Source organism: Acidisoma sibiricum (assembly GCF_057837225.1).
In genome coordinates, this window is sequence record NZ_JBYQFD010000002.1 from 176139 (window position 1) to 201125 (window position 24987).

Annotated in this window: 24 protein-coding genes; 6 read left to right on the forward strand and 18 right to left on the reverse strand. The window is 65.6% G+C overall.

The genetic code is table 11. The annotated features are described in order from the left end of the window. The first annotated feature begins 7 nt into the window (after nt 1–7). Complete coding sequence (locus AC3G7M_RS19250; protein ID WP_489216940.1) at nt 8–1024, forward strand: ParB/RepB/Spo0J family partition protein; 1017 nt, start codon at nt 8–10, stop codon at nt 1022–1024. Between the two features lie 252 nt (nt 1025–1276). Continuing rightward, nucleotides 1277–1876, forward strand: a complete 600-nt coding sequence (locus AC3G7M_RS19255) for a short chain dehydrogenase (protein WP_489216942.1) — start codon at nt 1277–1279, stop codon at nt 1874–1876. A 48-nt stretch (nt 1877–1924) separates the two neighbouring features. Here AC3G7M_RS19255 and AC3G7M_RS19260 read toward each other — a convergent pair whose 3' ends face one another. From AC3G7M_RS19260 to AC3G7M_RS19290, 7 genes are all read right to left on the reverse strand, one after another. Further along, nucleotides 1925–5206, reverse strand: a complete 3282-nt coding sequence (locus tag AC3G7M_RS19260; RefSeq protein WP_489216943.1) for a Hint domain-containing protein — start codon at nt 5204–5206, stop codon at nt 1925–1927. A 137-nt stretch (nt 5207–5343) separates the two neighbouring features. Next, the gene (locus tag AC3G7M_RS19265; protein ID WP_489216945.1) at nt 5344–6150 is read right to left on the reverse strand and encodes an urease accessory protein UreD; all 807 of its coding nucleotides are present in this window, start codon (nt 6148–6150) and stop codon (nt 5344–5346) included. Then, a complete protein-coding gene (gene ureG, locus AC3G7M_RS19270) occupies nt 6147–6767 on the reverse strand; it encodes an urease accessory protein UreG (protein ID WP_489216947.1) in 621 nt (206 codons plus the stop codon). The genes AC3G7M_RS19265 and ureG overlap by 4 nt, the downstream gene beginning before the upstream one ends. Continuing rightward, nucleotides 6764–8470 (reverse strand): urease subunit alpha, encoded by a 1707-nt coding sequence (gene ureC / locus AC3G7M_RS19275; RefSeq protein WP_489216949.1) that lies wholly within the window; start codon nt 8468–8470, stop codon nt 6764–6766. Before ureC ends, ureG begins: the two co-directional genes overlap by 4 nt. 1 nt (nt 8471) lies before the next feature. After that, nucleotides 8472–9167 (reverse strand): urease subunit beta, encoded by a 696-nt coding sequence (ureB, locus tag AC3G7M_RS19280; RefSeq protein WP_489216951.1) that lies wholly within the window; start codon nt 9165–9167, stop codon nt 8472–8474. A 10-nt stretch (nt 9168–9177) separates the two neighbouring features. Next, nucleotides 9178–9855 carry an urease accessory protein UreF gene (locus AC3G7M_RS19285; RefSeq protein ID WP_489216952.1) on the reverse strand — a complete coding sequence of 226 codons (678 nt, stop codon included), beginning with the start codon at nt 9853–9855 and terminating at the stop codon, nt 9178–9180. Continuing rightward, nucleotides 9848–10297: an urease accessory protein UreE gene (locus AC3G7M_RS19290; RefSeq protein ID WP_489216954.1), complete on the reverse strand. Its 450-nt coding sequence runs from the start codon at nt 10295–10297 to the stop codon at nt 9848–9850. The genes AC3G7M_RS19285 and AC3G7M_RS19290 overlap by 8 nt, the downstream gene beginning before the upstream one ends. A 115-nt stretch (nt 10298–10412) precedes the next feature. Between AC3G7M_RS19290 and AC3G7M_RS19295 the strand changes: the two genes are divergently transcribed. After that, nucleotides 10413–11609 (forward strand): hypothetical protein, encoded by a 1197-nt coding sequence (locus AC3G7M_RS19295; RefSeq protein ID WP_489216956.1) that lies wholly within the window; start codon nt 10413–10415, stop codon nt 11607–11609. Nucleotides 11610–11665: 56 nt separating this feature from the next. Continuing rightward, entirely contained in the window at nt 11666–11905 is a 240-nt protein-coding gene (locus AC3G7M_RS19300; protein WP_489216957.1) for a DUF2188 domain-containing protein, read from the forward strand. A gap of 11 nt (nt 11906–11916) precedes the next feature. Here AC3G7M_RS19300 and AC3G7M_RS19305 read toward each other — a convergent pair whose 3' ends face one another. From AC3G7M_RS19305 to AC3G7M_RS19355, 11 genes are all read right to left on the reverse strand, one after another. Then, complete coding sequence (locus AC3G7M_RS19305; protein WP_489216958.1) at nt 11917–12603, reverse strand: glycosyltransferase family 2 protein; 687 nt, start codon at nt 12601–12603, stop codon at nt 11917–11919. Then, the gene (locus AC3G7M_RS19310; RefSeq protein WP_489216959.1) at nt 12591–13643 is read right to left on the reverse strand and encodes a radical SAM/SPASM domain-containing protein; all 1053 of its coding nucleotides are present in this window, start codon (nt 13641–13643) and stop codon (nt 12591–12593) included. The genes AC3G7M_RS19305 and AC3G7M_RS19310 overlap by 13 nt, the downstream gene beginning before the upstream one ends. Further along, on the reverse strand, nt 13622–14986 hold the full coding sequence (locus tag AC3G7M_RS19315; RefSeq protein ID WP_489216961.1) for an MptA/MptB family glycosyltransferase: 1365 nt from the start codon (nt 14984–14986) through the stop codon (nt 13622–13624). Before AC3G7M_RS19315 ends, AC3G7M_RS19310 begins: the two co-directional genes overlap by 22 nt. Continuing rightward, nucleotides 14983–15738: a TIGR04282 family arsenosugar biosynthesis glycosyltransferase gene (locus AC3G7M_RS19320; protein WP_489216963.1), complete on the reverse strand. Its 756-nt coding sequence runs from the start codon at nt 15736–15738 to the stop codon at nt 14983–14985. Before AC3G7M_RS19320 ends, AC3G7M_RS19315 begins: the two co-directional genes overlap by 4 nt. Before the next feature lie 136 nt (nt 15739–15874). Then, nucleotides 15875–16363, reverse strand: a complete 489-nt coding sequence (locus tag AC3G7M_RS19325; RefSeq protein WP_489216965.1) for a hypothetical protein — start codon at nt 16361–16363, stop codon at nt 15875–15877. Continuing rightward, on the reverse strand, nt 16345–17121 hold the full coding sequence (locus AC3G7M_RS19330) for a molybdopterin-dependent oxidoreductase (protein WP_489216967.1): 777 nt from the start codon (nt 17119–17121) through the stop codon (nt 16345–16347). The genes AC3G7M_RS19325 and AC3G7M_RS19330 overlap by 19 nt, the downstream gene beginning before the upstream one ends. Further along, complete coding sequence (locus AC3G7M_RS19335; protein WP_489216969.1) at nt 17118–17792, reverse strand: cytochrome b/b6 domain-containing protein; 675 nt, start codon at nt 17790–17792, stop codon at nt 17118–17120. The genes AC3G7M_RS19330 and AC3G7M_RS19335 overlap by 4 nt, the downstream gene beginning before the upstream one ends. Before the next feature lie 127 nt (nt 17793–17919). Continuing rightward, nucleotides 17920–18762 carry a glutathione-dependent disulfide-bond oxidoreductase gene (yghU, locus tag AC3G7M_RS19340; RefSeq protein ID WP_489216971.1) on the reverse strand — a complete coding sequence of 281 codons (843 nt, stop codon included), beginning with the start codon at nt 18760–18762 and terminating at the stop codon, nt 17920–17922. Between the two features lie 119 nt (nt 18763–18881). Continuing rightward, nucleotides 18882–20072, reverse strand: coding sequence for a M20 metallopeptidase family protein (locus AC3G7M_RS19345; RefSeq protein WP_489216973.1), 1191 nt, complete (start codon nt 20070–20072; stop codon nt 18882–18884). 73 nt (nt 20073–20145) lie between these two features. Continuing rightward, entirely contained in the window at nt 20146–21084 is a 939-nt protein-coding gene (locus AC3G7M_RS19350) for a 2-hydroxyacid dehydrogenase (protein WP_489216975.1), read from the reverse strand. A gap of 1 nt (nt 21085) precedes the next feature. Then, the gene (locus AC3G7M_RS19355) at nt 21086–21859 is read right to left on the reverse strand and encodes a LamB/YcsF family protein (protein ID WP_489216977.1); all 774 of its coding nucleotides are present in this window, start codon (nt 21857–21859) and stop codon (nt 21086–21088) included. A 159-nt stretch (nt 21860–22018) separates the two neighbouring features. Between AC3G7M_RS19355 and AC3G7M_RS19360 the strand changes: the two genes are divergently transcribed. Further along, complete coding sequence (locus AC3G7M_RS19360; RefSeq protein ID WP_489216979.1) at nt 22019–22744, forward strand: 5-oxoprolinase subunit B family protein; 726 nt, start codon at nt 22019–22021, stop codon at nt 22742–22744. Beyond that, on the forward strand, nt 22741–24978 hold the full coding sequence (locus AC3G7M_RS19365; RefSeq protein WP_489216981.1) for a 5-oxoprolinase/urea amidolyase family protein: 2238 nt from the start codon (nt 22741–22743) through the stop codon (nt 24976–24978). Before AC3G7M_RS19360 ends, AC3G7M_RS19365 begins: the two co-directional genes overlap by 4 nt. Nucleotides 24979–24987: the final 9 nt, after the last annotated feature.

Genomic DNA, 24987 nt, shown 5'->3' on the forward strand with positions numbered 1-24987 from the left:
CAGTTTTATGGCTCTAGGCAATAAGGGCTTTGCGGCCGGTCTGGCCGGCGGCGTGCAGCCGGCGGCGGGCGGGAAACTGCCGCCGCGCACAGGCGTTTTGCAGAATCGTGGCAATCGACTGGCGGAACTCGCCTCCGGCCAGACCCAGACCCGCGAGCATGAGCTGGTGGACCCGGCGATCTGCCGCGTGTGGGAATTTCATAACCGCGACTATGGCGCCCTCAATGAAGAGAGCTGCGGCGACCTGATCGAGAGTTTCCGCGCCCAAGGCCGGCAGGAAGTGCCGGCCATCGTCCGCCGCCTGCTGGGTGACGAGACCTATCAGTTTGAGGTCATTTGCGGCGCCAGGCGACATTGGACCGCGAGCTGGATGCGCGCCCATGGCATGCCCAGTTTCCGCTTTCTGGTCGAGCCGCGGGAGCTGAGCGACGAAGAAGCCTTCCGCATCGCCGATCTGGAGAATCGCAGCCGGCAGGATCTGTCAGATGTCGAGCGCGCCCGCGATTATGCCGGCGCGCTGACGCGCTACTACGGCGGCAATCAGGCGCGCATGGCCGAGCGGCTGGCTGTCAGCCAGAGCTGGCTGAGCCGCTATCTCGACCTCGCCGATTTCCCCCCTGCCCTGGTTGCGGCTTTTGGCGGCCTGGCTGCGATCAAGATAAGCCATGGCGCGGCGCTGGCCCCTTTGCTGCGCCATCCTTTGTCGCAGACGGCCGTGGTGACAGAGGCGGAAGCGCTGGCAGCTGAACAGGCTGAGCGGGCAGGGGCCAAACAGGCGCCGCTCTCCGCAGCCGAGGTTGTGAAACGCCTGCAGCAGGCGACACGAAAGAAGGATGCGGCACGGGTCGTGGCGCGGGCTGTGGAATTCGCTGTGCGCTCGCCCTCTGGCGCCTTGCTCGCGCGGGGCACGCGGCCGCAGCGCGGCAGCACTATCGTCATCAGCATCCCGCGCAGTGCGGCGGCAGATCGTGAACCGCTGCTGCAGGCGATCAACGACGTGCTGGATAAGCTGACCCAAGCCTAGGTCAAGCCGACCGATGATAATGGTGCAATACAATTACCGTGCCTGACGGGTGAGGAAGCTGGCCTTGCCCGAATTGTGGCGACCGATCCGGGCTTCTGATGCGTGCAGGCAGGGGCAGGACTGCCGCCACCCGCAGTCCTGCCTGCGGTCGGACATAGCGACGCCTCACTCTATCCCCGCGCGTACCCTTATCATCGGTCCGCGGCGTGGCGGCGCCCGTGGCCGTCGTGATAGTCAGGGAAGGATAAGATCATGCGCGTGATCATTGTGGGGGCCGAAGGCGATATCGGCACGGCCGTGTGCGATTCTCTGGGCCAACGCCATGAGATCATCAAGGCCGGGCGCAGCCGGGGCGATCTTCTGGTCGATATGACGGATCGCGCGTCGGTCGATGCGATGTATGCCAAATGCGGTGTGGTGGACGCGGTCGTCTCAGCCGCAGGTCACGCGCATTTCGGCCCGCTGGCCGATTTCACCGAAGAGACCTTCATGCTGGCGCTGCAGAACAAGGTCATGGGGCAGGTCAATCTCGTGCTCGGCGGATTGGACAAGGTCAGTGACGGCGGCAGCTTCACGCTGACCAGCGGCGTGCTGGACCGCGACCCGATCCGCATGGGGGCGAGTGCCGCGACAGCGAATGGCGCACTGGCCGGTTTCGTCACGGGTGCCGCAATCGAAATGCCGCGTGGATTGCGCATCAATGTCGTGAGCCCCGGTGTGCTGGACGTCTCCATGCCGCGCTACGGAGCCTGGTTTCCCGGTCACGAACCCGTCGCGGCCCACCGCGTCGGTCTGGCCTATGCCAAGAGCGTGGAAGGGGCGGTCACCGGCAAGGTCATGATCGTCGCCTAGCCCTGATCAAGCGGCGGCCGGCGATCATACCGGCCGCCCCTAGCCAGATCAGGCAGCGGCGAGCGTGCCGACGCTGCGTTTCGCCCGGGCCGCGAGATGCGCGCGCACACGCTTAACCTCGATGCCCGTAACACGCAGCGGTGCGGCGCCCAGGGCATCCAGAATGAGCGTGACATCGCCCGCCACGCTGCCCCAGCTGGGATGCAGGGCGATGGCGCCCGGCGCATTCGCGAAGGACCGTCGATCACCCGTGTCGAGATAGGTCTCCGAGGGCAGGCCTTCGGCCAGGATGATGTTGTGGTCTGCCAGCTCCACATGGAAATAGCTCACCGTCTCCACATCGATCTGCCGGATGGTGGTGCCGTTGACGAGCTGCTTGACCGGGATCAGCACGCCTTCCGCGAAGACCGCATGATCGGGCGAGAGATAGAGATCGCGGGCGGGGCTATTTTCTGCAAAGGCATGCGCCGCGATCCGCACTGGCAGGACGCGCTCAGGCTCCACATGGCGGCTGCAATCGATCTGGCGATGACCGATCCAGATGATCGGCGCAGTCTCGCCCGAGACCGTGACCAGACGATCGCCGACATTCAGCAATTCGACCGGAACCTCGCCACGATCGGTCAGCACCGCGGTGCCGGCCCGGAAGCAGGGTGCCTCGGTTGCCGCGATCTCAACCCCGCCGGCGCCGTCGGCGGTCAGCTGGAAATAGGCCGCGTTATAGGTGCCGGCGAAGGTGAAGGACTCGCTCACGCCGCCGCTGGACACGGTCTCCACCGTATTGCCGCTGACGACAGCGCTGGTGAGGGTGGCGGCAGCGCCAAACTGCGTCAGGTCGATGGTATCGCCGGAGCCGAAGTTGGAGATCGTGGCCGAGACACCGTAACCCGCGCTGATGACGGCGGTTTCTTCCAGCTTGGCCGCGCCGGAAAAGACCAGGCTGCCCAAAACAGTCGCCTTGGGCGATTGCAGCTCAATCACACCGCCGCCCAGGATGACTGTATCAGTCGCTGAGGCATTGCCGCTGATGGCGAGTGTGCCGCCGCTGGAGATGGTGGTGTCGACGACACTGCCACCCTTCAGATAGAGATCGATGACGCCGCCATTATAGATGGTCTCGCTGGTGGCGATCGCGGATGCCGCGCTGATCAGCTGTGTGCCGTAGATCTGATCCCCGGTCGCGGAGCCTAGGAGCAGTTCGCTACCGCCGGCCGAAATTGTAGTTGCGCTATCAACGCCGGTGACCGTGGCGCTGCCGCCCGAGAGCACATGGGCGCTGACAGCGGTGCCGCCGGCATCGACGATGAGCGACCCGCCGCTGCTGACGGTGATGCCCGACTGAGTGGCGCCGCTGGAGACGACCGTCACCACCGGGGCCGCGGCGGAGAAGACGATTTCCTGGCCCGTGCCGCCGTCGCCGATCAGCGCCAGCGAGGAGCCGACGTCACCCGCGAAGGTGAAGGTCTCGGAATTGGAGCCAACGGTGACGGTCGCGACGGTATTGCCGCTGATGAGAGCTGTCGTGAGCGTGCCGCCCGTCGTGGTGGTGAGGTCGATCACGTCACCCGTGCCGAAGCCGGAAATGACGGCGAGATCGCCATAGCCCGCGCTGACGAAGGTGGTATCTGCGAGTGTTCCCGAGCCGATGAAGGTCAGGCTGCCGGAGAGCACGGCTTTGGCCGATTCCAGCGTGACGGTGCCGCCATTGCTGATGACCGTGTCGATGGCGGTCGCATTGCCGCTGATGACGAGCGCGCCGCCATTGGTCAGCGTGATGTCCCGGGCGACCGCGCCCTTGAGGAACAGGTCGATCGCGCCGCCATTATAGACGGTCTCGCTGGTGACGGTCGCGGAGGCCGCGCTGACCAGCTGGGTGCCTTGGACGATGTCGCCCGACGCCCCCCCCAGCACCGTCTCCTTGCCGCCACGGGCGATGGTAGCGCCGCTATCGCTGCCACCCGAGGAGACGATCAGCGTGCCGCCCGAAAGCACGGTGGTGCCGGTCGCAGTGCCGCCGGAAGCGACCGTCAGCAGGCTGCCGCTGGTGACCGTAGCGCTGCTGACCGGCGTTCCGCTGGAGACGGTGGCCGAGGTTGCCGAGGTGGTCGCTGCCGTGGGTGCGAAGGAGATGCCGCGGATATTGGTGTCTGCCGCCGCCGTCACCAGGGTGACGAAGCTTTCGTCGGTGGGGGCGGTGGTTGCACTCAGCACATCGGTGATGCCGTAAAGATAGGTCTGGTCGAGATCGCCGATGGTCGAGTTCGTCGCATAGAGTTCGACGACGCCGCCCACGACGGTGCCCGTCAGGCCGATCAGGCCGGTGGTGCCGGCCGTGGCCGTATTCGCGACAAGGTTGAGGCCTTCGGACAGGGTGTAATCCAGCACCCATTTGCCGTCCACGAAGCTCCACTTCTGGAGGCCGCCGTCACCGAGGCCACCTTCCTTGGGATTGCCGCCGTCTGCGACATAGAGCGTGGTCGCATCGGCGAAGAAATAGCTTTCCGGGCTAAGATTGACGGCCGTGCCGATGGCGCCCACGTTGACGGTATTGGCCTCTGCTGCGGTCAGCGTGACGGTGCCCGAAATATTGGGCAGGACTTCCGCCAGCGTGTCGGACACTGGCAGAAGCGTGCCGTAGGAGGCGATGTCTGAGGTGCCGCCGTGCTGCGTGCTGTCCCGCGACACATAGAGCACGCCGTCGACGATCTCGACCTCGCGGGTGTCGGTGGTGGTGTCGATCGCGGTCGCGCTGTTGGCGCCATCCTGGGCGTAGAAGACGCCCTGCGTGGTATCACCCTTGACGCCCTGACCGGAGACATAGAAGCTTGTGCCATCAACGGTCGCGACGCTGCGGATATTGTTGGTATTGAAGACATCATAGAGCGCGGTGCTGGTATCGACGCTGCCGCTGTAGCTGATATCGGCGACGACGCGCGCGACCGGCGTATAGGAACCGTCGAGCAGGCTGGTGGACTGTGCGAGGGCCGCATTGCCGTAGACGGCGGCGCCGCCGGTATTATAGGCCGCGGCATTGACGCCATAGCCGCCGATGACCAGCGATGTGCCGTCTGCGGAGAGCTGCAGAATGCCTTCCGAGGAAGATCCGTATTCGCCGGAGATTGCGTATTCGGTGGTGCCGCCCACGGTCGTCGTTGTCTGCGGCAGTGTCAGCTCACCGACGATGGTGCCTGTTGTCGTCACTTCGTCAAGCGTGATCGGGGTCGCCTGATTGTCGGTATAGGTGCCGCTGCCATCGGAATCCCCCACCACGCTGATGACGAGGTCGCCTGCGGTAAAGGCGGTCAGAGTCTGATATTGATTGGATGACATTCGACAGCTCCCTCGCCGGGCACGGCGGCGCGTCTCCTGTAAATGACGTTGTCGATCTTGAATAATGACACTTCAATGGCAGTTGATCACGGTGCCTGCTGTGTCCGGTCTCTTTATCGTTCCAACGTCGGACGCTATCAGTCTAAAGTATGACTCAGCGTCTGCCGGAAGGCGGTCATCGCCATGTCGAGATCGCCGCCATCGGCGGCGGCGATGCGGATCATCATTCCATGCTCCGCGCGGAGCGGGGTTACGCCCCAGTAGCAGGACGGATGACGGGACGAAACATCGGTGACGGCCGCTTTGACATGCCGGTAGTCTTGAGATGTCATCTCCTGCAGCAGCCACAGCGTGCCGAAGGCGCGATAGGCGCCGGTGACGCGCGGGGTGATATCGGCGTCCGTGATGCGCATCCGGTCCAGCGCGATCAGGCGGCCACAACCGTCGCGGATACTGATGCGGCTGTCCAGATTGCGTGCGGCCGCGGCGATCGTCGCCGGATCGTGCATCAGCATGCCGTCCTGAAGAAGGGCTGTTGAACCGGCGCCGACCGAGAGGTCGATGGATTGCACAAGTCCGCTGCCGGGCAGAAGAATGACCGGCCGCGGCAGATAGTGCAGGCGGGCGCCGGTGCCCACCCGCAGCGACACAGCGAAGCGGGCCGCCGCCTTGTCACGCCGGTCATGCACGATGGTGGCCGAGGGCATGCGGATGACGGCCGAAGCGCCGTCGCCCACGGCAATACGCTGCGCGACCTGCTCATCCCCGAACAAGCCGCCCGAGACCGATTGCAGGATGATCTCGGCCGCGGGGCCTCGGCCGCGCAGGGGGGCGGTGACGAAGAAAGGATAGGTGACGTGCCGCTGTGCCAGCACCGTCTGGCCGCCGCGCGTCGCGAAAGCAAGATCGAGCGGCGCCAGCGCCACCGGCGGCATTGCGTTCATGCGGTCTGATACAGCACGGCGGCGCAGAGCGCGTCCGCTACCGCGTCGATCCCCTCATTCGCGCGGCAATTGGTGCAGAGAACCGGGCGCCCCTGGCGGGCAGCGGAGGCCTCGCGGATCATCGGCTCAAGTGTCACGCCGACATAAGGGGCGAGATCGGTCTTATTGATGATGAGCAGATCCGACTGGATGACGCCGGGGCCGCGCTTGCGGGGTATATCGTCGCCACCCGCGACGTCGATGACGAACAGCCAATAATCGACGAGATCGAGCGAGAAGGTGGAGGCGAGATTGTCTCCGCCGCTCTCGATCAGGATAAGATCGAGAGCGGGGAAGGCGCGGTCGAGGCTGTCGGCGGCCTCCATATTCAGGGTCGGGTCCTCGCGGATGACCGTATGCGGGCAGGCGCCGGCTTCGACCGCCAGAATACGCTCCGGCGCGAGAAGATTGGTACGGCGCAGCCGCTCGGCATCTTCCTGGGTGACGAGATCATTGGTGATGACCGCGAGATCGATGCCGCGCTGATGCAGCGCGGGGATCAGCCGCTCGACCAGCGCTGTCTTGCCGGAACCGACCGGGCCGCCGATGCCGATGCGCGCCGCGCCGTTCTTGGTCATCGCAGCATATACTTCCGGTTGAGGGGCACTTCGGCCGCGGGCGGACATATCAGCAGCCGCCCGTCCGCGCGCACCTCGAAGGTCGCCGAGTCCACTTCGATATTGGGCTGCGCGTCGTTATGGATCATGTCGCGCTTGCCGAGGCGGCGGACCGAGCGGATGGGCACCATGCGCTTGCCGACGCCGAGCTTGGTCTGAATATCCGCCTCGATCGCAAGCTTGGAGACGAAGGTGACGCCGAGATGCTGGGGCGAGACGCCGGTCGAGCCCCACATCGGCCGCTGGATCATCGGCTCGCTGTCGATCTGGCTGGCATTGGCGTCACCCATCACCGCCCAGGCGATGAAGCCGCGCTTCATGACCAGCCAGGGTTTGATGCCGAAGGCCGCCCGCTTCCAGAAGACGAGATCGGCCATCTTGCCGGGGGCGATGGAGCCGACATGGCCGTCTATCCCCGCCGCAATCGCCGGATTGATGGTATATTTGGCAATATAGCGCTTGATCCGCTCATTATCGGCGCGCGCCGTCGTCTCCTCCGGCAGACGGCCGACGCGATCCTTCATAACGGCGGCGAGCTGCCAAGCCTTGGCGACATTCTCGGCAAGCCTGCCCATGCCCTGGCTGTCGGTCGCGAAGATGGAAATGGCGCCCATATCGTGCAGGAAATCCTCCGCCGCCATGCTTTGCGGCCGGATGCGCGATTCTGCAAAAGCCAGATCCTCGGCCAGGCGCCAGTTCATGACATGCGCGAGCATGGTCATGGGCAGGCCTTCATTGAGGGCATAGGCGGTGAAGGGATTGGTCGGGTTGGTGGAGGAAGGCAGGACGTTGGCGAAACTGTTGACGCGCAAGAGATCCGGCGCGTGGCCGCCGCCCGCGCCTTCGGTGTGGTACATGTGGATGGTGCGGTCGCGGATGACGCGCAGCGTATCCTCGCAGAAGCCGAATTCGTTGATCGTATCGGTATGCAGGTTGACGCAGAAATCATTCCGGTCAGCCGCGATCAGCGACCCGTCGATGACAGCACCCGATGCGCCGAAATCCTCATGGATTTTCACGCCGAGCGCGCCGCCCGCGACCGATTCCTCAACCGCGCCGGCGTCCGAACAGCCGCGGCCGAGGAAGCCGAAATTGAGACAGGAATGGTCCGCCCCCTGGATGAGCTGGCCGAGCACATTGGGGCCGGAACAGGTAACATCGAAATGCGGTCCCGGGGACATGCCGATGATGGTGGTGGTGCCACCCGCGAGCGCATGCTCGCTTTGCTGCGGCGAGAGGAAATGGGCATGCGCCTCCACCGCGCCGGCGGTCACGATATAGGGCTCGCCGTGATAGACGGTGGTATTGGGACCGGTGCGGAGATGCGGATCGACCCCGGCCATGATGTCCGGGTTACCGGCCTTGCCGATGCCGACGATCAATCCGTCGCGGATGCCGATATCGGCTTTGACGATGCCGAGCACGGGGTCGATGATGGTGGCATTCTGGATGACGCTGTCGAGCGCCCCGGAAGCATAGGTGCCGGTGGTCTGGAACCCTTCGCCGTCGCGCATCATCTTGCCGGCGCCGGTGGTCAATTCCTCCCCATAGAGCGTATAATCCCGCTCGATCTCAGCGAGAAGATTGGTGTCGCCCAGGCGGATCATGTCGCCCGTGGTGGGGCCGAAGGTCGCCGCATAATCGCGGCGGGAGATCTTTGCCATGTCAGATGCCCCGGTAGCCGCGCGTGCGGGCTGCCGCGAAGGCTGCCTGCCGCACGGCGTCATCATCCAGCGCGCCCTGCGTCAGCCCGGCCTGGCCGCGGACGATGCGGTCACCGGCCATAGGGATGAGAGTGACGCGTTTACGCAATCCGGGCTCAAACCGGACGCCGCCGCCCGAAAGCACATCCAGGCGCTTGCCGAAGGCCTGGGCGCGATCGAAATCCAGCGCCGGATTGACCTCGAAAAAATGGGTGTGACTGCGCACCTGAATATCGCGGTCGCCGGTATTGATGACGTCGAGCACCGTCTGGGGCCGGCCGGCATTGAGTTCGATCTCGCCCTCCAGTGTGATGATCTCTCCAGGTTCCTCGGTTTCGGGGGACGCCGCCTGGCCCGGCCCGATCGGGTTGAAGACGATCACCATCTTGGTGCCTTCGGTGAAATTCGCCTCGACCGAAATCATGTCGACCATGGGTGCCACACCCGGTTCCACGTCATCGGCCGTGAGCAGCTGGCCCGCCATATTGACGATCGCCTCATAGGTCATGCCCTGTCGGGCCGCGAGCATCATCTCATCCGCGATGAGGGCGACAGCTTCGGGATGCGAGAGCTTGATGCCGTGGCCGCGCAGGCGCCTTGCATGTTCGGCCGCCATGAAGATGGTAAGGCGTTCCATTTCGGTGGGGGCGAGATTCATCGGCGGTCCCTCAATTGGAGAACAGATGCTGTGCCTGGTCGGGGTGGCGCATGGCGGCGATATCAGCGAGCGGCGTGAAGCTGGCGACGGCATCCAGCTCCGGCAACAGCTCTGCAATCAGCGTGCCGAGCACCGGGCTGAGCGCGGAGAGGGCGCGCTGCGCATCTAGATGACTGATCAAACCAAGGCGGATCGCGGCCGTGCAAAGCGATTGCGCCATGCCATAGGCGCTGACGGCGAGGGCGGAAGCAAGGTCCAGTCCGACGCCCGCCAGAACCACGCCCTGCACGATGGGCAGATGGCCGTAGGCCTCACCCGTATCGATCGCGTCCTTCAGCGGCCGGGCAGTCTTGGTTCCGAGGCGGAGATGGGTACCAAGCAGCGCGGCCCCGGCCCGTTTCGAGCCCTGGCGGATCGCGTCCACCACCGCCCAGGCCTCGGCCAGATCATCGAGTGCGCATAAAGCGGGCAGGTCGTGCGCCGCCGCATGCGCGTGGCCGGCGATGATGCGGTCTGACGCGGCCCACCGGTGCCGCATCTGCCCGGCCAGAAAATCGCCGAAGCTGGCGCGCGACACCTTGCCGTCCGCGATCAGCGATTCCAGCCCCCAGGAAAAGGCGAAGCCGCCACCGGGAAACTGGCCATCCCCGAATTGCAGTGCCGTCAGCAGCCCGGCTGCGTCATTCAACGACCGAGACTTTGCCGGCGTTCTGCAGATCCACCAGCCGCGCCAGATACTGCTCGCGCGGATGATCGAGAGCGACCAAAAGGCAGCCGTCCTCGAACCTGACCTTCCAATGCAGATTGCCGGCGAGATAGCCGAGTTCCAGCCCGCCCGCCGCGCTCGGCCGCAGGCGCAGCCAGTTCTGCTGGCCGACGCGCAGGATGATGGCGCGTCCCTCCGCCAGGTGCAGCACGGCGCCGTCAAAAAGCTGTGCCGCACGCGGCAGAGAGACGAAGCAAGGCGTCCCGCGATCGGTTTGGCTGTGAAATCGCCGCCGCGGCAGGTCGGCGGGTTCAACGAACAGCGTCTCGACCAGCCCGTGATGGCTGATATCGTGCAGGCGCTCGGCCAGCGCCGGATCGGTCTGAGATCCCAGTATCGCTTCGATCACAATGGGATTGTTCATGAGCAAAAGTTCCCTCACAAACGGAAAGGGTGTCAAGGCGTTGCTCGAAAGGTTTCTGGCCGCGCGCCGCGCGCAGTCGCGCTGAGAATAACTGATTGCATGGCGGGAGATGCCGATGACGCGGCCCATTCGTTCACTCTGGACCTATCCCTGGGACGTGCAGGATATCGGGCTGGAGACTGTTGCGACGGAGCTGCGCGAGCGGGCCGGGGTCAACCGCATCAGCCTGGCGAGCGCCTATCACGCCGGACGCTTCCTGCAGCCGCGCAGCCCGCGCCGGCGGACCTTCTCGCCCGAGGACGGCACGCTCTATTTCCGTCCCGATGCGGCGCGCTGGTCACAGTCGCGCCTGATGCCGCAGGTCGCGTCCTTGGTCGAGCAGAGCGACGTGCTGCGCGATCTGGTGGCGGCGCGGGACCGCACCGGGCTGAGTGTCGCCGCCTGGACGGTCTGTCTGCATAATAGCCGTATTGGCGCGGCCTATCCCGAGGTCGCGACGATGAGCGTCTTCGGTGAGCGCTACGCTCATGCGCTGTGCCCGTCCCACCCGGATGTGCGGGATTATGTCTGCAGGCTGGTGGAGAATCTGACCCATGGCTGTCGCGTCGATGCGGTGGAGCTGGAGACGATCGGCTTCATGGGCTACGCGCACGGGCTGCATCACGAGAAGGACGGCGTCGGGCTGACCGCGGAGGATGATCTGCTGCTGGGCTTGTGCTTCTGCCCTTTCTGCCGCGCGGGCGCTGCCAAGGCCGGGGTGGATGTGGCGGGCGCGGCCGGCATCGCGCGCGCCTGGCTCACCGAGAGTTTTGGCCATGCGACCCCGCAGCCGCGCCTGCCGGGGCTGCTGACGGAGGGGCTGGACGCCTTCGCGCCATGGCCGGCGCTGCAGGCCTATCTGCTGTGGCGGCAGGCGCCCGTCATGAGCCTGATCGCGGAGGTGCGCGCCCGCGCCCACCCCGACAGTGCAATCTACGTGATCGACCTCGCGGCCGGCTGGCTGGGCGGCATTGACCAGGCCCGGCTGCGGGATGTCTGCGACGGGCTCATTCTCTGCGCCTATGACATCGGGCCAGCCGAGATTGCGCGTGAGACGGAAGCGGCGCGGCAGGCATTGGGGCCGGACCGCTATCTGGGCACCGGCCTCAGGGTCTTCTACCCGGAGGTGACGGAGGCCGCGACCTTGGCAGCCAGCGTCGCGGCGGCGGCCGGGGCGGGGGCTAAGGGGGCGAATTTCTACAATTACGGCCTGATCCCGCAGGCGCGGCTGGACTGGATCAAGCTCGCGGGAGCGCAGCTGTCGCGGACTTAGCCGCCGCGGCCTTTCCTGCTAGGGATGATGCTTCCCAAGAATAAGCGAGACAGGGCATGGCAAAACTCCACTATCGGATCGTCCAGCATGATGGCGGCTGGGCCTATAAGCTCGGCGACGGGTTTTCCGAGCCGTTCCGCAGCAAGGACGCAGCGATTGCGGCGGCCCACCGGGTAGCGGCCGAGCAGCATGTGCCGGGCGACCCCGCGCTGATTTCCTATCAGGACGAGGCCGGCAACTGGCATGAGGAATTCTCGAAAGGCAGTGACCGGCCGGAGGCCGATGTCATCGTCTGACCAGACAGCCGTCAGCGGGTGGCGGCGACGCGCAGAAAGGTGCTGACGATGCGGGACCCGGCCTTCATCGTGCCGCGCAGCGATCCTGCAACCTTGGATGTGCCGCCGCCCCGGCAGCGATAGGGCATCGGCACTTCGAGAATGCGCAGGCCGGCGCGGGCGGCGCGCATCTGCATTTCGATATTCCAGCCATAGGTCATTTCCTGCAAAGCCAGCGCCTCGAGGGCGGTGCGGCTTATGGCCCGGAAGGCGCACATATCGGTGTAGCGGACGCCATAGCGCGCGCCGATGCCAAAGCCCGCCAGACGGCCGGCGAGGACCTGATGCCAGAGCATGGCACCCGGATCACGCTGGCCCAATGTCCGTGATGCGAGGACAAAATCCTGCGCGCCAGACAGAACGGGGTCTGCGATGCGCGCAATCAGGTCACCCCGATCAGCGCCGTCACCATCCATGAAGACGATAACGCTGCTTTCCGGCCGAGCTGCGGCGGCGCCGAGTGCGCAGGCGCGGCCATAGCCGCGCCCTGCGTTAATGACGCGCGCGCCTGCGGCGGCCGCGATCTCCTGCGTGCCGTCACGGCTGCCGCCGTCCGCCACGATGATGTCACCCCGATAGGGTGCCGGGATTTCCCGCACGACGCCTGCGATGGTCTCGGCCTCGTTGAAGGTCGGGATGACGAGGCTTACAGGCTCCATCGCATACCGCAATTCTGGCAAGGGGCGGGGGGCGTGTCTGACAGCAGGTTGGTGCGGAAATCCTGATAGGCCGGGCCGTTCCAGATTTCCCGCAGATCCTGCTGGGTGGCGTCGCCGAGCGTATAGTTGCTGTAGCCGCGGACCGAGAAGGGCGCGATGCAGCAGGGCAATGCGCGGCCATGGGCCGTGAAATACATGAGCGACCAGGGCCGCCGGCAGGTCGACCACGCACGGTCATCCTGGCGCTGCAGGCTGAGGCCGGGCTCGGTCGCGCCGGAGGCGTCGAGCATGACGCCAAGCGGGCCGGCGATGGCCTGGGCCGCCGCGATCGCCGCACGTTCCTCATCCTGCGTGCTTTCAAACAGGGAATTCGCGGCGGTCGCCATGCCGTAGCCCTGGTCATCGAAGACCAGGCGCTGAAGATGCACTTCAGTGATGCCCATCTGCGCTGCCAGGCGGACGAAGGCCGGCAGCTGCTCAACTGTTTCCTTCAAGCCTGTGAGCCACAGCGAGACGCGCGGCGTGGTGGCACCGACCTGCTTCTGGTAGGCGATGAACTTGCCGACATCGCGCACGATGCGATTGAAGAAGTCCTTGCCGCGCACGCGGGCATAGGATTCGCGATCGGCGGCATCCAGCGAGACGCGCAGCTCATCCAACCCGGTATCGATCAGTTCCTGAAAGCGCTTCGGCTGCATCAGGGTGCCGTTGGTGTTGAACAGGACATAGGTGCCGCGGTCTTTGAGATAGCGGATCATCTCGGGCAGCTGTTTGACGAGCATCGGCTCGCCCACGCCATGCATCACCACGCGGGCGATATTGGGCACCTGATCGACGATCTTGGTGAAAAGCTCCCAGCTCATATCGGCCGGGGGCTCCAGCTCCTCGAAGGTACGGGGACAGGTCTCGCACAGCAGGTTGCAGCGATTGGTGACCTCCAGATAGAGGCAGACGGGCGGCTTTTCCGCGGTCCGTGAGCGATCGCTTGCGATCTCCTCAAAATAGCGGCGCGGGTCTTTCAGCGCGACGGTCGCGGACATGGCGTGTCTCCGGCTTGGGTTTGCAGGCTGTGGCGCGCTGTGCGTCGCCTGAGCAGGTCAATCAGCAAAAGTGCTGCGGCGGGCAGATAGATCAGGGAAGGCCAGATGAACCGGTCCTGTGGGATAGGATCGTTGATCAGGAGTAGCGGCGCGGTCGCGAGCCACAGCAGGGCGGCGGAGGGCGCGATGACGGCTGGCAAGGCGAGCCAGGCAAAATACCAATGGTAATGCGCGCTGATCGCGACCATGGTGACCGCGCCGAGCGTGGCGGCATCCTGGCAAAGTTGCCGCGCGTCATGGGCCTGTGGCGGGCGGCGCAGGATGGCGATGGAGACAGCGCCAAAGATCGCCACCACGGCTATGGCGTATATGGCGCTGGCCGAAGCGGGCAGGGTAACGACGCGGCTGAGTCCGGCGAGCAGCCAGAAGCCGCCGCCGCCCTCCAATCCCTCCTCCGCCCCGTAGCCGGGTAGAAAGCCCAGGACATGACGGCCGGCGCCGCTATAGGCCGCGTAGCCGACCAGAATGACGGCGAGACCGGCCAGCACAGGACGCCAGAAGCGGCCGCCGCGCAGAAAGGCGGGGACCAGCACAACGGGCAGAAACTTGGTCAGCACGGCGCCGGCCAGAACCGCGCCCGCCCATCCGTCACGATGGCGCGCGCGCAGCAGAAGTGCCACACCGATCAGGCCGACGGCGATGCCATCGACATGGCCGTCGCTAGCAAAAGACCAAAGTGCAAGGGGATTCCAGGCATAGATGAGAATGCGTTCCGGCGGCAGCGCGGCCAGACGCAGCAGCAGGATCAGCGCGGCGACGCCGAGTGCTTCAAAGAACAGGACCGCGAGCCGGATGCTGTTGATGCTGTCATGCACGCGGCCGGCGATGCCGAGAACCATTTCGGCCACCGGCGGATAGATCGTGCGCGCATATTCCTTACGGTTGATATGCGGATAGATCGTCGGGTCGCGCAGAGAGGAGAGCGCCGGATCGGCGGGGATATAGCGATAGGGGTTGATGCCCGCCGCCTGAACCCGGCCGTCCCAGACATAGCGATAGATATCGGTCGAGAGCATCGGTGGTGTGGTCAAAAGAATCAGACGCAGCAGCACGGCGACCGCGAGCACAAACCACAGGGTGAATTTGGGCCAGGGATGGCGCTGGATGAGCAAGACCGCGCCGAAATAGACCGCAGCACTGAGGCAGAGCAGGCCGACGAGCGCAGGCAGATGCGCGACATGCGCGCGTGCTGCAACGGCCGGCGGATCAATCCACAAAGCAGCTATGGTCAAAGCCACGAGGGCCCCGGCGCAGAGCAGCAGAAGGCTCAGCCGGCGTGTCATGCAGCGCGCACGCCCTGCAGGACGGAGCCAATCTCGAGCGTATCGATGGTCTTGCGAGTGAAGGGCGCGGCATAACCGCCGTCATCGGCCAGAAGCTGGCGCAGCGACATGGCGTCGTCGATGTCGTACCAGGGCGGCAGCTCAACCACCTCCAGACCCAGTTCCTGCGCGCGCAGACGGGTGCCAGCGGCCACCGTCTCCGTGCTCCAGGCGATATCCGCGAAGAGCCTAGCATAGGGCGCGCGCATGCCGAGAAGGTAATAGCCGCCATCGTCGCAGGCGCCGAGGACGATGCGCCGGTCATGGCCGGTGAGGAGGATGTTGGCGGTCTGGATCAGATAGTCTGTCGGCAGATTGGGCGTATCGGAACTCAGCACGCAGGCGGCGGCATGGCCGAGGGCAAACTGACCGGCAATCGCCTGGAATAGACATCGGCCGAAGCCTTCGACGCCGGCGACCGCGTCCAGGCTGCCATCGGCCAGAATGGGCTGCGTGTTGTGTGCGATATGGGGACGCAAAGCCTCTTCCGTCCCGAAGGGCGCATAGGCCGCATAGGCGGAGATTGCAGCGGACGCGGATGCCAGCGCGATATTTTCTGTCGTGTCGCGCAGGAAGGCGGCACTCATGCGTGCCGCCTGATGATAGTCGAGCGGCGGGCAAAGCCGTGTTTTGGAATGGCCGGGGCGCGGCGCTTTCGCCATGACCGCGATGGCACAGTTTGCCTTCCCTGCAGGCGTCTCGCGCAATGTCATGACGGCCCCTTTGATGTGCGATCACGCGGTCGAGAGGCCCGATGGGGCTTCGAGGCTGATCGTTCTCATCACTATACGGAGCAGACGGCGTCTGGTTACACTGTCCCACAGAAACGTGAGGGCGGAGATAATTTTTTCAGTGTGACGGCTTGGCGAGGCCAATTTTAATTGTCGTGTCATCCGGCACCGGCTGCGCGTCCTGCGACACGAAGGTCGGGAACTGGGCGAGTTGCGCGGGCGTATAGGCCACGACTTCCATATCCTGACCGAGCAGGACCATGGCATCGACCGGCACGGCGATCAGCCGTCCGCCATAACCGTAGACGCCGCCGATATTGAGGATGACCACGATCTGGCCTTGGTCATTCCGCAAAATGGCGTGAACGCGCCCCAGAATATCCTGGCTTTCGACCGGCCGCAGGACCAGGCGATGCAACAGGTCGCCGACTCGCACGGGCTGCGGAAAGCGCATGGCCGTGGATTGGGCGAGGCTCATGCCGGGCGGTGGCGGCATGCCGCCGGGCATTGGGCTTTGCGCGTAAGCCGCGGGGCTCAGGGCCAGACAGCCGGCCAGGGACAGCAGGCGCATGGAACGGCGCATGGGCGTCATAATCCGGCGAACCATGGAAAGCCCTTGTCCTCCCAAAACCCGCCCGGATAGGTTTTGGTGACTTCGATGGCCGTCACCCATTTCGGGTTCTTGTAGCCGAGCTTGGTCGCCATGCGCAGGCGCATGGGAAAGCCGAAGGGATCGGCCAGCGGATCTCCGCCATATTGCAGGGCAAGAATGGTTTGCGGATGCAGCGCCGTCGCCATGTCGATGCTGCTTGGGTAATTGTCGGCGGTCTTGAAGGCGACATAGGGCGCGCGCAGGTCCGCGCCGACGCGCTCCAGAAAAATGCGCAAGGGAACGCCGGTCCAGCCGCCGATATAGCTCCAGCCTTCGACGCAAATATGCTGGATGACCATGGAGCTTTGCGGCAGCGTCTGCAGCTGCGCCAGCGTCCAAGGCCGCTTATCCTGGATGAGGCCGCCCAGTTCCAGCCGCCAATCGGCGCCGCCCACCGGTTTCACCTCCGTGACATCGTAATAGGCGTTGAATTTGGGCGGACGCAGAATCATCGACGCCGGATAGGTCGGCGCGAGCTTGTTCGGGTCGAACAGCAGGGCCTGCACGCGGTCATTCATGCGGGATATGGCCAGCAGCGCCGATTCCACCGCCTCCGGCCGCTTCACGTCGCAGCCCGTCAGCATGACGAGCGAGCCGAGCGACAGGCCGGCGCGCAGCAGGCCGCGCCGCTGCAGCGAGCGGACCAGCGGGCGGTGCAAGTCGAGCACGGATGCGTCCGGCGCATCATCGGGGCGGAAGGGCGACCGGGTCATGGTTTTGGCCCCTGGCCAGAGGGCGATGGCTTGAGGCGGGGGCCGCCGGCGAGCATGGCCCAGATTGTCTTCGGCACCAGAAGGGCGAGCAGAACGTGGACGACCAGAAAACCCACGATGACGACCATGCCGCCGAAATGAAAGACGCGGACCGATTGGAATCCACCGTACAGGGTCACAAGTCCTGAGAACTGGACCGGCTTCCACAGCGCGAGGCCGCTGATGGCCTGATTGATGCCCGCTAGAATGACAATGACATACAGAAGCTTCTGCACCGCGTTGTAGACGGTCAGATCCTCGTGCGCGATTTTGAAATGTAGCGTTTCCACCACCGTCGCCGCCAACTCGCGCGGGCGAATGGGCAACAGGCGCTCTCGAAACCGGCCTGTCGCGAGACCATAGGTCAGATAGACCAAGCCGTTGATGCCAAAAAACCACATGCCGGCGAGGTGCCAGTTCAGGCTCCAGGCGGCCCATTCGCCCAGGCGCCAGAAGCCGCTGAAACGCAGGCCATGAATAATGACATCATCATTATAAATGCCCCAGCCCGAGGTGATCATCACCAGAACGGCGACGGCGTTGAGCCAATGCATGATGCGGATGGGCACCGGGTGCAGCCGCCGCGCAGGCGGCGCGACGGCCCTTGAGGCCTGCTTATCCTGACGGGTCACGGCCTGTCATCCTTGCTGCCTGGTTCGGCTTACGAAGGCTATTCGGCACGACCAGAGATCAGGTTACAGCCGGACGCGGCGCCGTATCAATTAGGGGGAGCGCCGCTCCCCCTTTGGCCGCTCGTGATCAGCCGAAATCAGCGGCCGAGTGACGCTCGGCCAGCTGCTCGGCCTCCGGCCCCATGACGCGGTTGACGCGGCGTCCGCGCTGGACGGCGGGGCGGGCCGCGATCTCTGCCGCCCACCGGCCGAGATGGGTGTAATCCTGCACCGAGAGGAATTCGCCTGCGCCATAGAGCTGGCCCAGAGCCAGACCGCCATACCAGGGCCAGATCGCGATATCGGCGATCGTATACTCGGCGCCCGCGATATAGGGCCGCTCGGCCAGTTGCCGGTCGAGCACGTCCAGCTGCCGCTTCGTCTCCATCGCGAAGCGATTGATGGGATACTCGAATTTCTCGGGCGCATAGGCGTAGAAATGTCCAAAGCCGCCGCCGACAAACGGGGCCGAGCCCATCTGCCAGAACAGCCAGTTCAGCGTCTCGGTGCGGCCGGCGTGATCCCTGGGCAGGAAGGCGCCGAATTTCTCGGCAAGGTAGAGAAGGATGGAGCCGGATTCGAAAACCCGCGTCGGCGGCTGCGTGCTGTGGTCCAGCAGTGCCGGGATTTTGCTGTTGGGATTGATATCCACGAAGCCGCTGGAGAACTGGTGGCCCTCATTGATGCGGATAAGCCAAGCGTCATATTCCGCGCCGGTGAGGCCCAGGGCGAGCAGCTCCTCCAGCAGGATCGTGACCTTCTGCCCATTGGGCGTCCCGAGCGAATAGAGCTGCAGCGGATGCTGTCCGACCGGCAGGGTCTTGTCATGCGTCGGCCCCGCAATGGGGCGGTTGATATTGGCGAAGGCGCCGCCGGAGGGCGCGGCCGCGGTCCAGACTTTGGGGGGCGTATAGGGGGCCGTTTCGGTCATTCTGCTCGACTTTCATGCCAGTTGAAGCCGGCGGCACGATGGCCGCCGGCGGACACTAAGACGATCATCTCACCGTCACCGCCGAAGCGCCAGGGGCGGTCCGATGGATCAGGCGAGCCTCAGGACAGGATGTCGAGCGCTGCCCGGACCAGTGCCGCCGTGCCCAGGCCGATGCAGCGCTCATCCGGCTGGTAGTTGGAATTATGGACGCGATCCTGCCGACCCGGCTGCGAGGCGCCGACCAGCAGCTGGCAGGATGGGATGCGGTCGGAGAAATAGGAGAAATCCTCGGCCCCGAAGCGGCCTTCGAGCTGTTCCAGCTGTGCCGCGCCGAATTGCGCGGCGACGGCGGCGACCGTCGCATCGACCACGCGGTCGTCATTCACCAGAGCAGGCGGGCCGCGGTGATAGGTGATCTCGACGGTCACGCCCATCGCGGCGGCGATCCCGTCGACGATGCGGCGGAAGGTCGTCTCCATCAGATCACGCGATTCGGCTGAGCGGCAACGGACCGTGCCCTGGAAGAGGCAGGTATCGGGGATGATGTTATGCGTGCTGCCGCCTTCGATATGGCCGATGGTGAGCACCGCCGAATGCGATGGGTCCATAACGCGGGAGACGGCGGTTTGCAGTTGCGTGATCATGGCAGCGGCCGCGACGATGGGGTCGACGGCGGCATGCGGACGTGCGGCATGGCCGGATTTGCCACGCACGACGACGTCGATCTCATCACTGGAAGCGGTGGCGGCCCCGCGCGTATAGGCGAAGCGCCCGACGGCCAGTTCCGGCCGGTTGTGGAAGGCGAGTGCGATATCGGCGCCATCTGCCGCGCCGGCCGCGACCATCGCTGCAGCGCCGCTTTCGACCGTTTCCTCGGCCGGCTGGAAGACCAGGCGCACCGTGCCGCGCAGCATCGGTGCCAGATCCTTGAGCACCGTGCCGACGCCGAGGAGCGTTGCCGTGTGTATGTCATGCCCGCAGGCATGCATGCGGCCGGGAACGGTGCTGGCGAAGGGCAGGCCGGTCAGTTCTTCGATCGGCAGCGCATCCATATCGGCGCGGATCAGCAGGCATGGGCCGGGCTGGCTGCCTGTGATTTCAGCCACGACTCCGTGACCGCCGACGCCGGTCTGGGGAGTGAGGCCGAGGCGGGTCAGCTCGGCCGCCACGACGCCGGCGGTGCGCACCGTCTCCATCCCTAGTTCGGGATGGGCATGAAGATCACGCCGGATGTCGATCAACCCGGCTTCGATCGCCGCGACGCGGTCCTGCACCAGTGTTGTCACATCGTTCGGGCGGTCGATCTGCATCGGTGAAAGTCCATGATCGTGGAAAGACCAGGAAGCCTATCACCTCGGCCAGCACAGGGGAAATCCAGGCGCGTCAGTAACCCAGGCTGCGGTCAACGACATGCAGCAGGTTCAATCCCGCGCGGTCACGGCCGATATTGTCGGCAATCATGGCCGCCGCCGTATGTGGCTGCGTGAGCGCCGCGACATGCGGTGTGACGGTGATCCGCTCATGATGCCAGAAGGGATGATCCGGTGGCAGCGGTTCGGTCGCAAAGACATCGAGCGTTGCATGGGCGATCTGGCCGCTGGCCAGCGCCGCGAGAAGATCAGCCTCGACCAGATGGCCGCCGCGGCCGACATTGATGAGGTGGCTGCCGGGCGGCATGGCCGCAAACGTCTTGGCATTGAGAATGCCCGCTGTATCGGACGTCAGCGGCAGAAGGCAGACCAGAATTTCGCTCTGGCCCAGGAAATCCTGCAATTGCCCGGCGCCCGCAAAGCAGCGAAGACCGGGCGCGTCTTTCGGCCGGCGCGACCAGACCGCGATATCAAAGCCGAAGGGCGCCAGGCGTTCCGCACAGAGCGCGCCGAGCTGGCCATAGCCCAGAATGCCGATGGTGCGGTCCTGCGCCATCGGCACATCCAGATCCTGCCAGGATGCCTGCCGCTGGTGGCGCGCGAATTCGGGCATGCGGCGATGATAATGGAGCACCTGCATGGTGACATAGATCGCCATATCGGCGCCGAGTGACGGATCAACCATGCGGATCAGTGCTACATCGGGCGGCAGGTCGGTGCGGGCCAGAAGACGCTCGACCCCGGCGCCGAGCGAGACGATGGCGCGCAGGCCGGTGAGGGCTGAGAACAGATCCGCCGGCGGATGCCAGACGAAGGCATAGGCGATGTCTGCGGGATTGCCGATATCTGGCCAGACACGAACCTCCAGGTCAGGCATCGCGTTTTGGAAGGCCGCAAGCCAAGGCTCGGCGAGGATGCCAGGGCAGGCGTAGAGCAGAACGGGCTTTGCCATGTCAGGCGCGCAGGAAATGGGAGAAGGGGGCGAGCGTGCAGCCGGCAGCCACGAGCGCCTGCCGAAGCGACGCCGCCATCGCGACTGCATGGGCGTTGTCGCCATGCACGCAAATGGTGTCGATGGTGACAGGCAGGCGCTGGCCGGTGACGGTTGTGATGGCACCATCATCAAGCATCGCAAGGATGCGCCTGGTGGCGAAGTCAGCATCCTCGATGACGGCGCCGGCTTGCTTGCGCGATGTCAGATTGCCGTCATCGTCATAGCTGCGGTCGGCATAGACTTCACGCGCGACCAGAAGTCCTTCGGCAAGCCCGGCCTTTTCCAGCGCCAGACCGGGCATGACGACGAGAATGAGGTCGGGGTCGACGGCGCGGGTGGCACGGGCGACGGCGCGGGCGAGATCGGCATCGACCATCGCCATATTGGCGAGCGCGCCATGGGCTTTGACATGGGCGAGGCGATAGCCGGCAGATTGCGCCAAGGCAGCGGCCGCACCGATCTGATAGATCATCATCTTTTCAATATCATCCGGGCGGTCGCCCAGGATCGGCCGCCGCCCGAAGCCCCAGAGATCGAGAAAGCCGGGATGGGCGCCGATGCTGACGCCGCGTGCCCCGGCGGCCGCCATCGTCTGATGCATGATGACGGGGTCGCCGGCGTGGAAGCCGCAGGCAATATTGGCCGAGGTGACGATATCCAGCATTGCCGCGTCATTGCCCATGGTCCAGGCGCCGAAACTCTCACCCAGGTCGGAATTGAGGTCGAGTTTCATGGGCGTGCTCGCTGTCCTGATCCGGTCTTGCGTCGTCTCTTGTAGTATCGCCCGGGTCTCAGTCAAACGCGGCGTGGGGTTTTGATGGCGGTCTGGGATAGGGTAGAGCTGATCCATCCTGCCTTCGCAAAGTCCCGAGGTCGCGCTGATGGCTGCCGCATGATTTATCCCGAGCCCCGCTTTCTGGATGCGGGCGAGGCGGCCCTGGTGGTCGAGTTCGGCCATGAGGTCGACCCGGCGGCGAATGATCTGGTGCTGGCGCTGGACGCCGTGCTGGCGGCCGAGAGAGCCCCCGGACTGCGCGAGCTGGTGCCGACCTATCGCTCGCTGATGATCCATTACGATCCGCTTGTGTTGCCGCGGGGCGATCTCATTCAGCGGGTGCGGCAGGCGCTGCTGCACCCTGCAGGTGAGAAAGGGGCGGCCCAGACCTGGACCGTGCCCTGCTGCTATGACCTGCCCCATGGCGAAGATCTGGATGAGGCCGCATCCCTGCTCGGCTTGACCCGCGACCGCGCCATCGCCCTGCATACCGCTGGCCGCTATCGCGTCTATATGTATGGTTTTGCACCGGGCTATGCCTATCTCGGCGGCCTGGCCACAGAGCTTGCGATATCGCGCCGGCCGAGCCCGCGCCCGCCGCACCCTGCGGGCGCGGTGATGATCGGCGGGGGTCTATGCGGCGTCGCGACCTTCCCCATGCCCACCGGCTGGTACGTGCTGGGGCGCACGCCCGAACGTCTTTATGCACGCGACCGGGATGAGCCCTTTCTCATCAGCCCCGGCGACACGATCCGCTTCGAGCCAGTGGACGCGGCGAGCTTCGACGCGCTGGAGGCGCGCGCGGCCCGGGGCGAGCCGATCGCGCGGCGGGCGCCGGCATGACGGAAACTGTGGAAAAGGCCGCGCTGCGCATTCTGTTCGCGGGGCCCGGCGTGACCCTGCAGGATGGCGGGCGGCATGGCTATCTGCGCTTCGGTGTCACGCCGGCGGGGCCGATGGACCCGCTGGCTTTCGCGACCGTCCATCATGCGCTTGGCAATGCGCCGGACATGACGGCGATCGAGATCGGGCTCGGCGGTCTGCATGTCACAAGCGAAGACGCGCCCCTGTCCGTCGCGGTGGCGGGCGGGGATTTCGTCGTCACCCTCGATGGCAGGCGGGTGCCGCCTGCCGTGCGGCTGCGGCTGGAGCCCGGCGCGATACTGCGCATCACGGCCGGCGCGACCGGCGCCTGGTGCTATCTGGCGGTCGCGGGCGATATGCGGGTGCCGCCCATGCTGGGGTCGACCGCGAGCCATACCCGGTCGGGCTTCGGCGGATTGGACGGGCGGGCTTTGGCGAGCGGCGACCGCCTTGGCATCGCGGCACCGCGCCTGATGGATGCGGGTGTGCTGGCGGCGCCGTGGCTGGACCGGCCCGGTGAGGTCATTCGCGTTCTGCTTGGTCCGCAGGATGACTATTTTGCCGGGGAGCAGGTCGCGTCCTTCCTGGACGGGCCGTGGGTACTCTCGGCACGCGGCGACCGCATGGCCTACTTCCTGGAGGGCCCGAGGCTGGAACACGCGCAGGGCTTCAATATTGTTTCGGACGGCATTGCCATGGGTGCGATTCAGGTGCCGGGCGAGGGCCAGCCGATCATTCTGATGGCGGACCGGCAGCCGACCGGAGGCTACCCCAAGATCGCAACCGTGATCGGCCCGGATCTGGGCCGGCTTGCCCAATTGCGCGCGGGCGCGCGGCTGCGGTTTCAGGCGGTGACGATCGAACAGGCGGTGGCGGCGCGGCGCGCGGACGCGGCCGTGCTGGCTGCGCCCGTCACCTTGTCGCCGCTGCGCCGCCGCGATTTCCCGTCCGGTTTCGTGCGCGGCCTGGATTTGACCGATGGGCTTTTCGACACCGCCGTGATGCCCGTGATGACGGAACAGGACCCGCATGCGGCGGGCAAGCTGAGCGCGGCAGAGCGGTTCGGCGTTCTGTTCGATGACGGGCGGTATGAGCGGCGTCCGGGGCCGTCGCCGTCCGCCCTGCTGCTGGGCTGCGGCCGGGTGGAAGGGCGGCTTGTGTACGCCGCCGGCCGTGACGGCGCGGTCCGTAGCGGGGCTCTCACGGCGGCCGACATGCGCGCGCTGGCGGGGTTTCTGGATGAGGCGGCGGCGTGCGGCGCGCCTGCCGTGCTGATTTTCGACGGTTGTGCCATGATCGAGGGTGCGGATGCCCTGGAAGCGATGCTGGCGCTGCAGGCGGCCTTCCGGCCGGTATCGTCTCCGCGCATCGCGCTGGTGCTGGGGCCTTGCGTTGGGCCGGATGCCCTGCTCGCCGCGCGGGCCGATATCATGGTGATCGCAACGGACAGTGGCTTCATCGCCAGCGCCGGGCCGGACCTGGTGCGTAAGGCGACGAACGAAATGCTGACTGGGGCGGAGATAGGCGGTGCCGCCATCCATGAAGCGGGTGGCGGATTGGTGGATGCGGTCGCGCATGATGTCGCGGCCCTGCTGCGGGCGCGGCAGTTGTGTGATCTTATGCCCGATGCGGAGCGCGCGCGGGTCGCGAGCCCCGACCCGGCGATGCGCGCGGCGCCAAGCCTGGACCGTCTGGTGCCGCAGGCGGGGACCGCGGTCTACGACATGCGCGAGGTTCTGCGGGCGACGGCGGATGGCGGCGATTTTCTGGAAATTGCCGCGCTGGCTGCCGCCAATATCGTCACCGGTCTCGCGCGCTTCGGTGGCCGCACGGTCGGCGTGCTGGCCAACCAGCCTCTGGTGCTGGACGGTGCGCTGGATGCGACCGCGCTGGTGAAGGCGTCAGGGTTGGTCGCGCTCTGCGCGTCTCTCAAGCTGCCTCTGCTGACCCTGGTCGATTGTCCCGGGCTTTTGCCCGGCCCTGATCAGGAAGCGGCCGGGTTGTTGCGTCAGGCAGCCCTTCTCTCGCGTGGCCTTGCCGCATTTAAGCCCCCGCGGGTGACGCTGATCACCGGCATGGCGGCCGCACCCGCCTCTGGCGTGATGGGGATCGGCCAGGGTGTGCTCTATCGCTGGCCCTCGGGCCGCGCGGCGCTGGGTACGACCATTCTGCCGCGGGAAACACGCCGGTGGATTGTTGAAGGTCTGGGCTGATGCCAATTT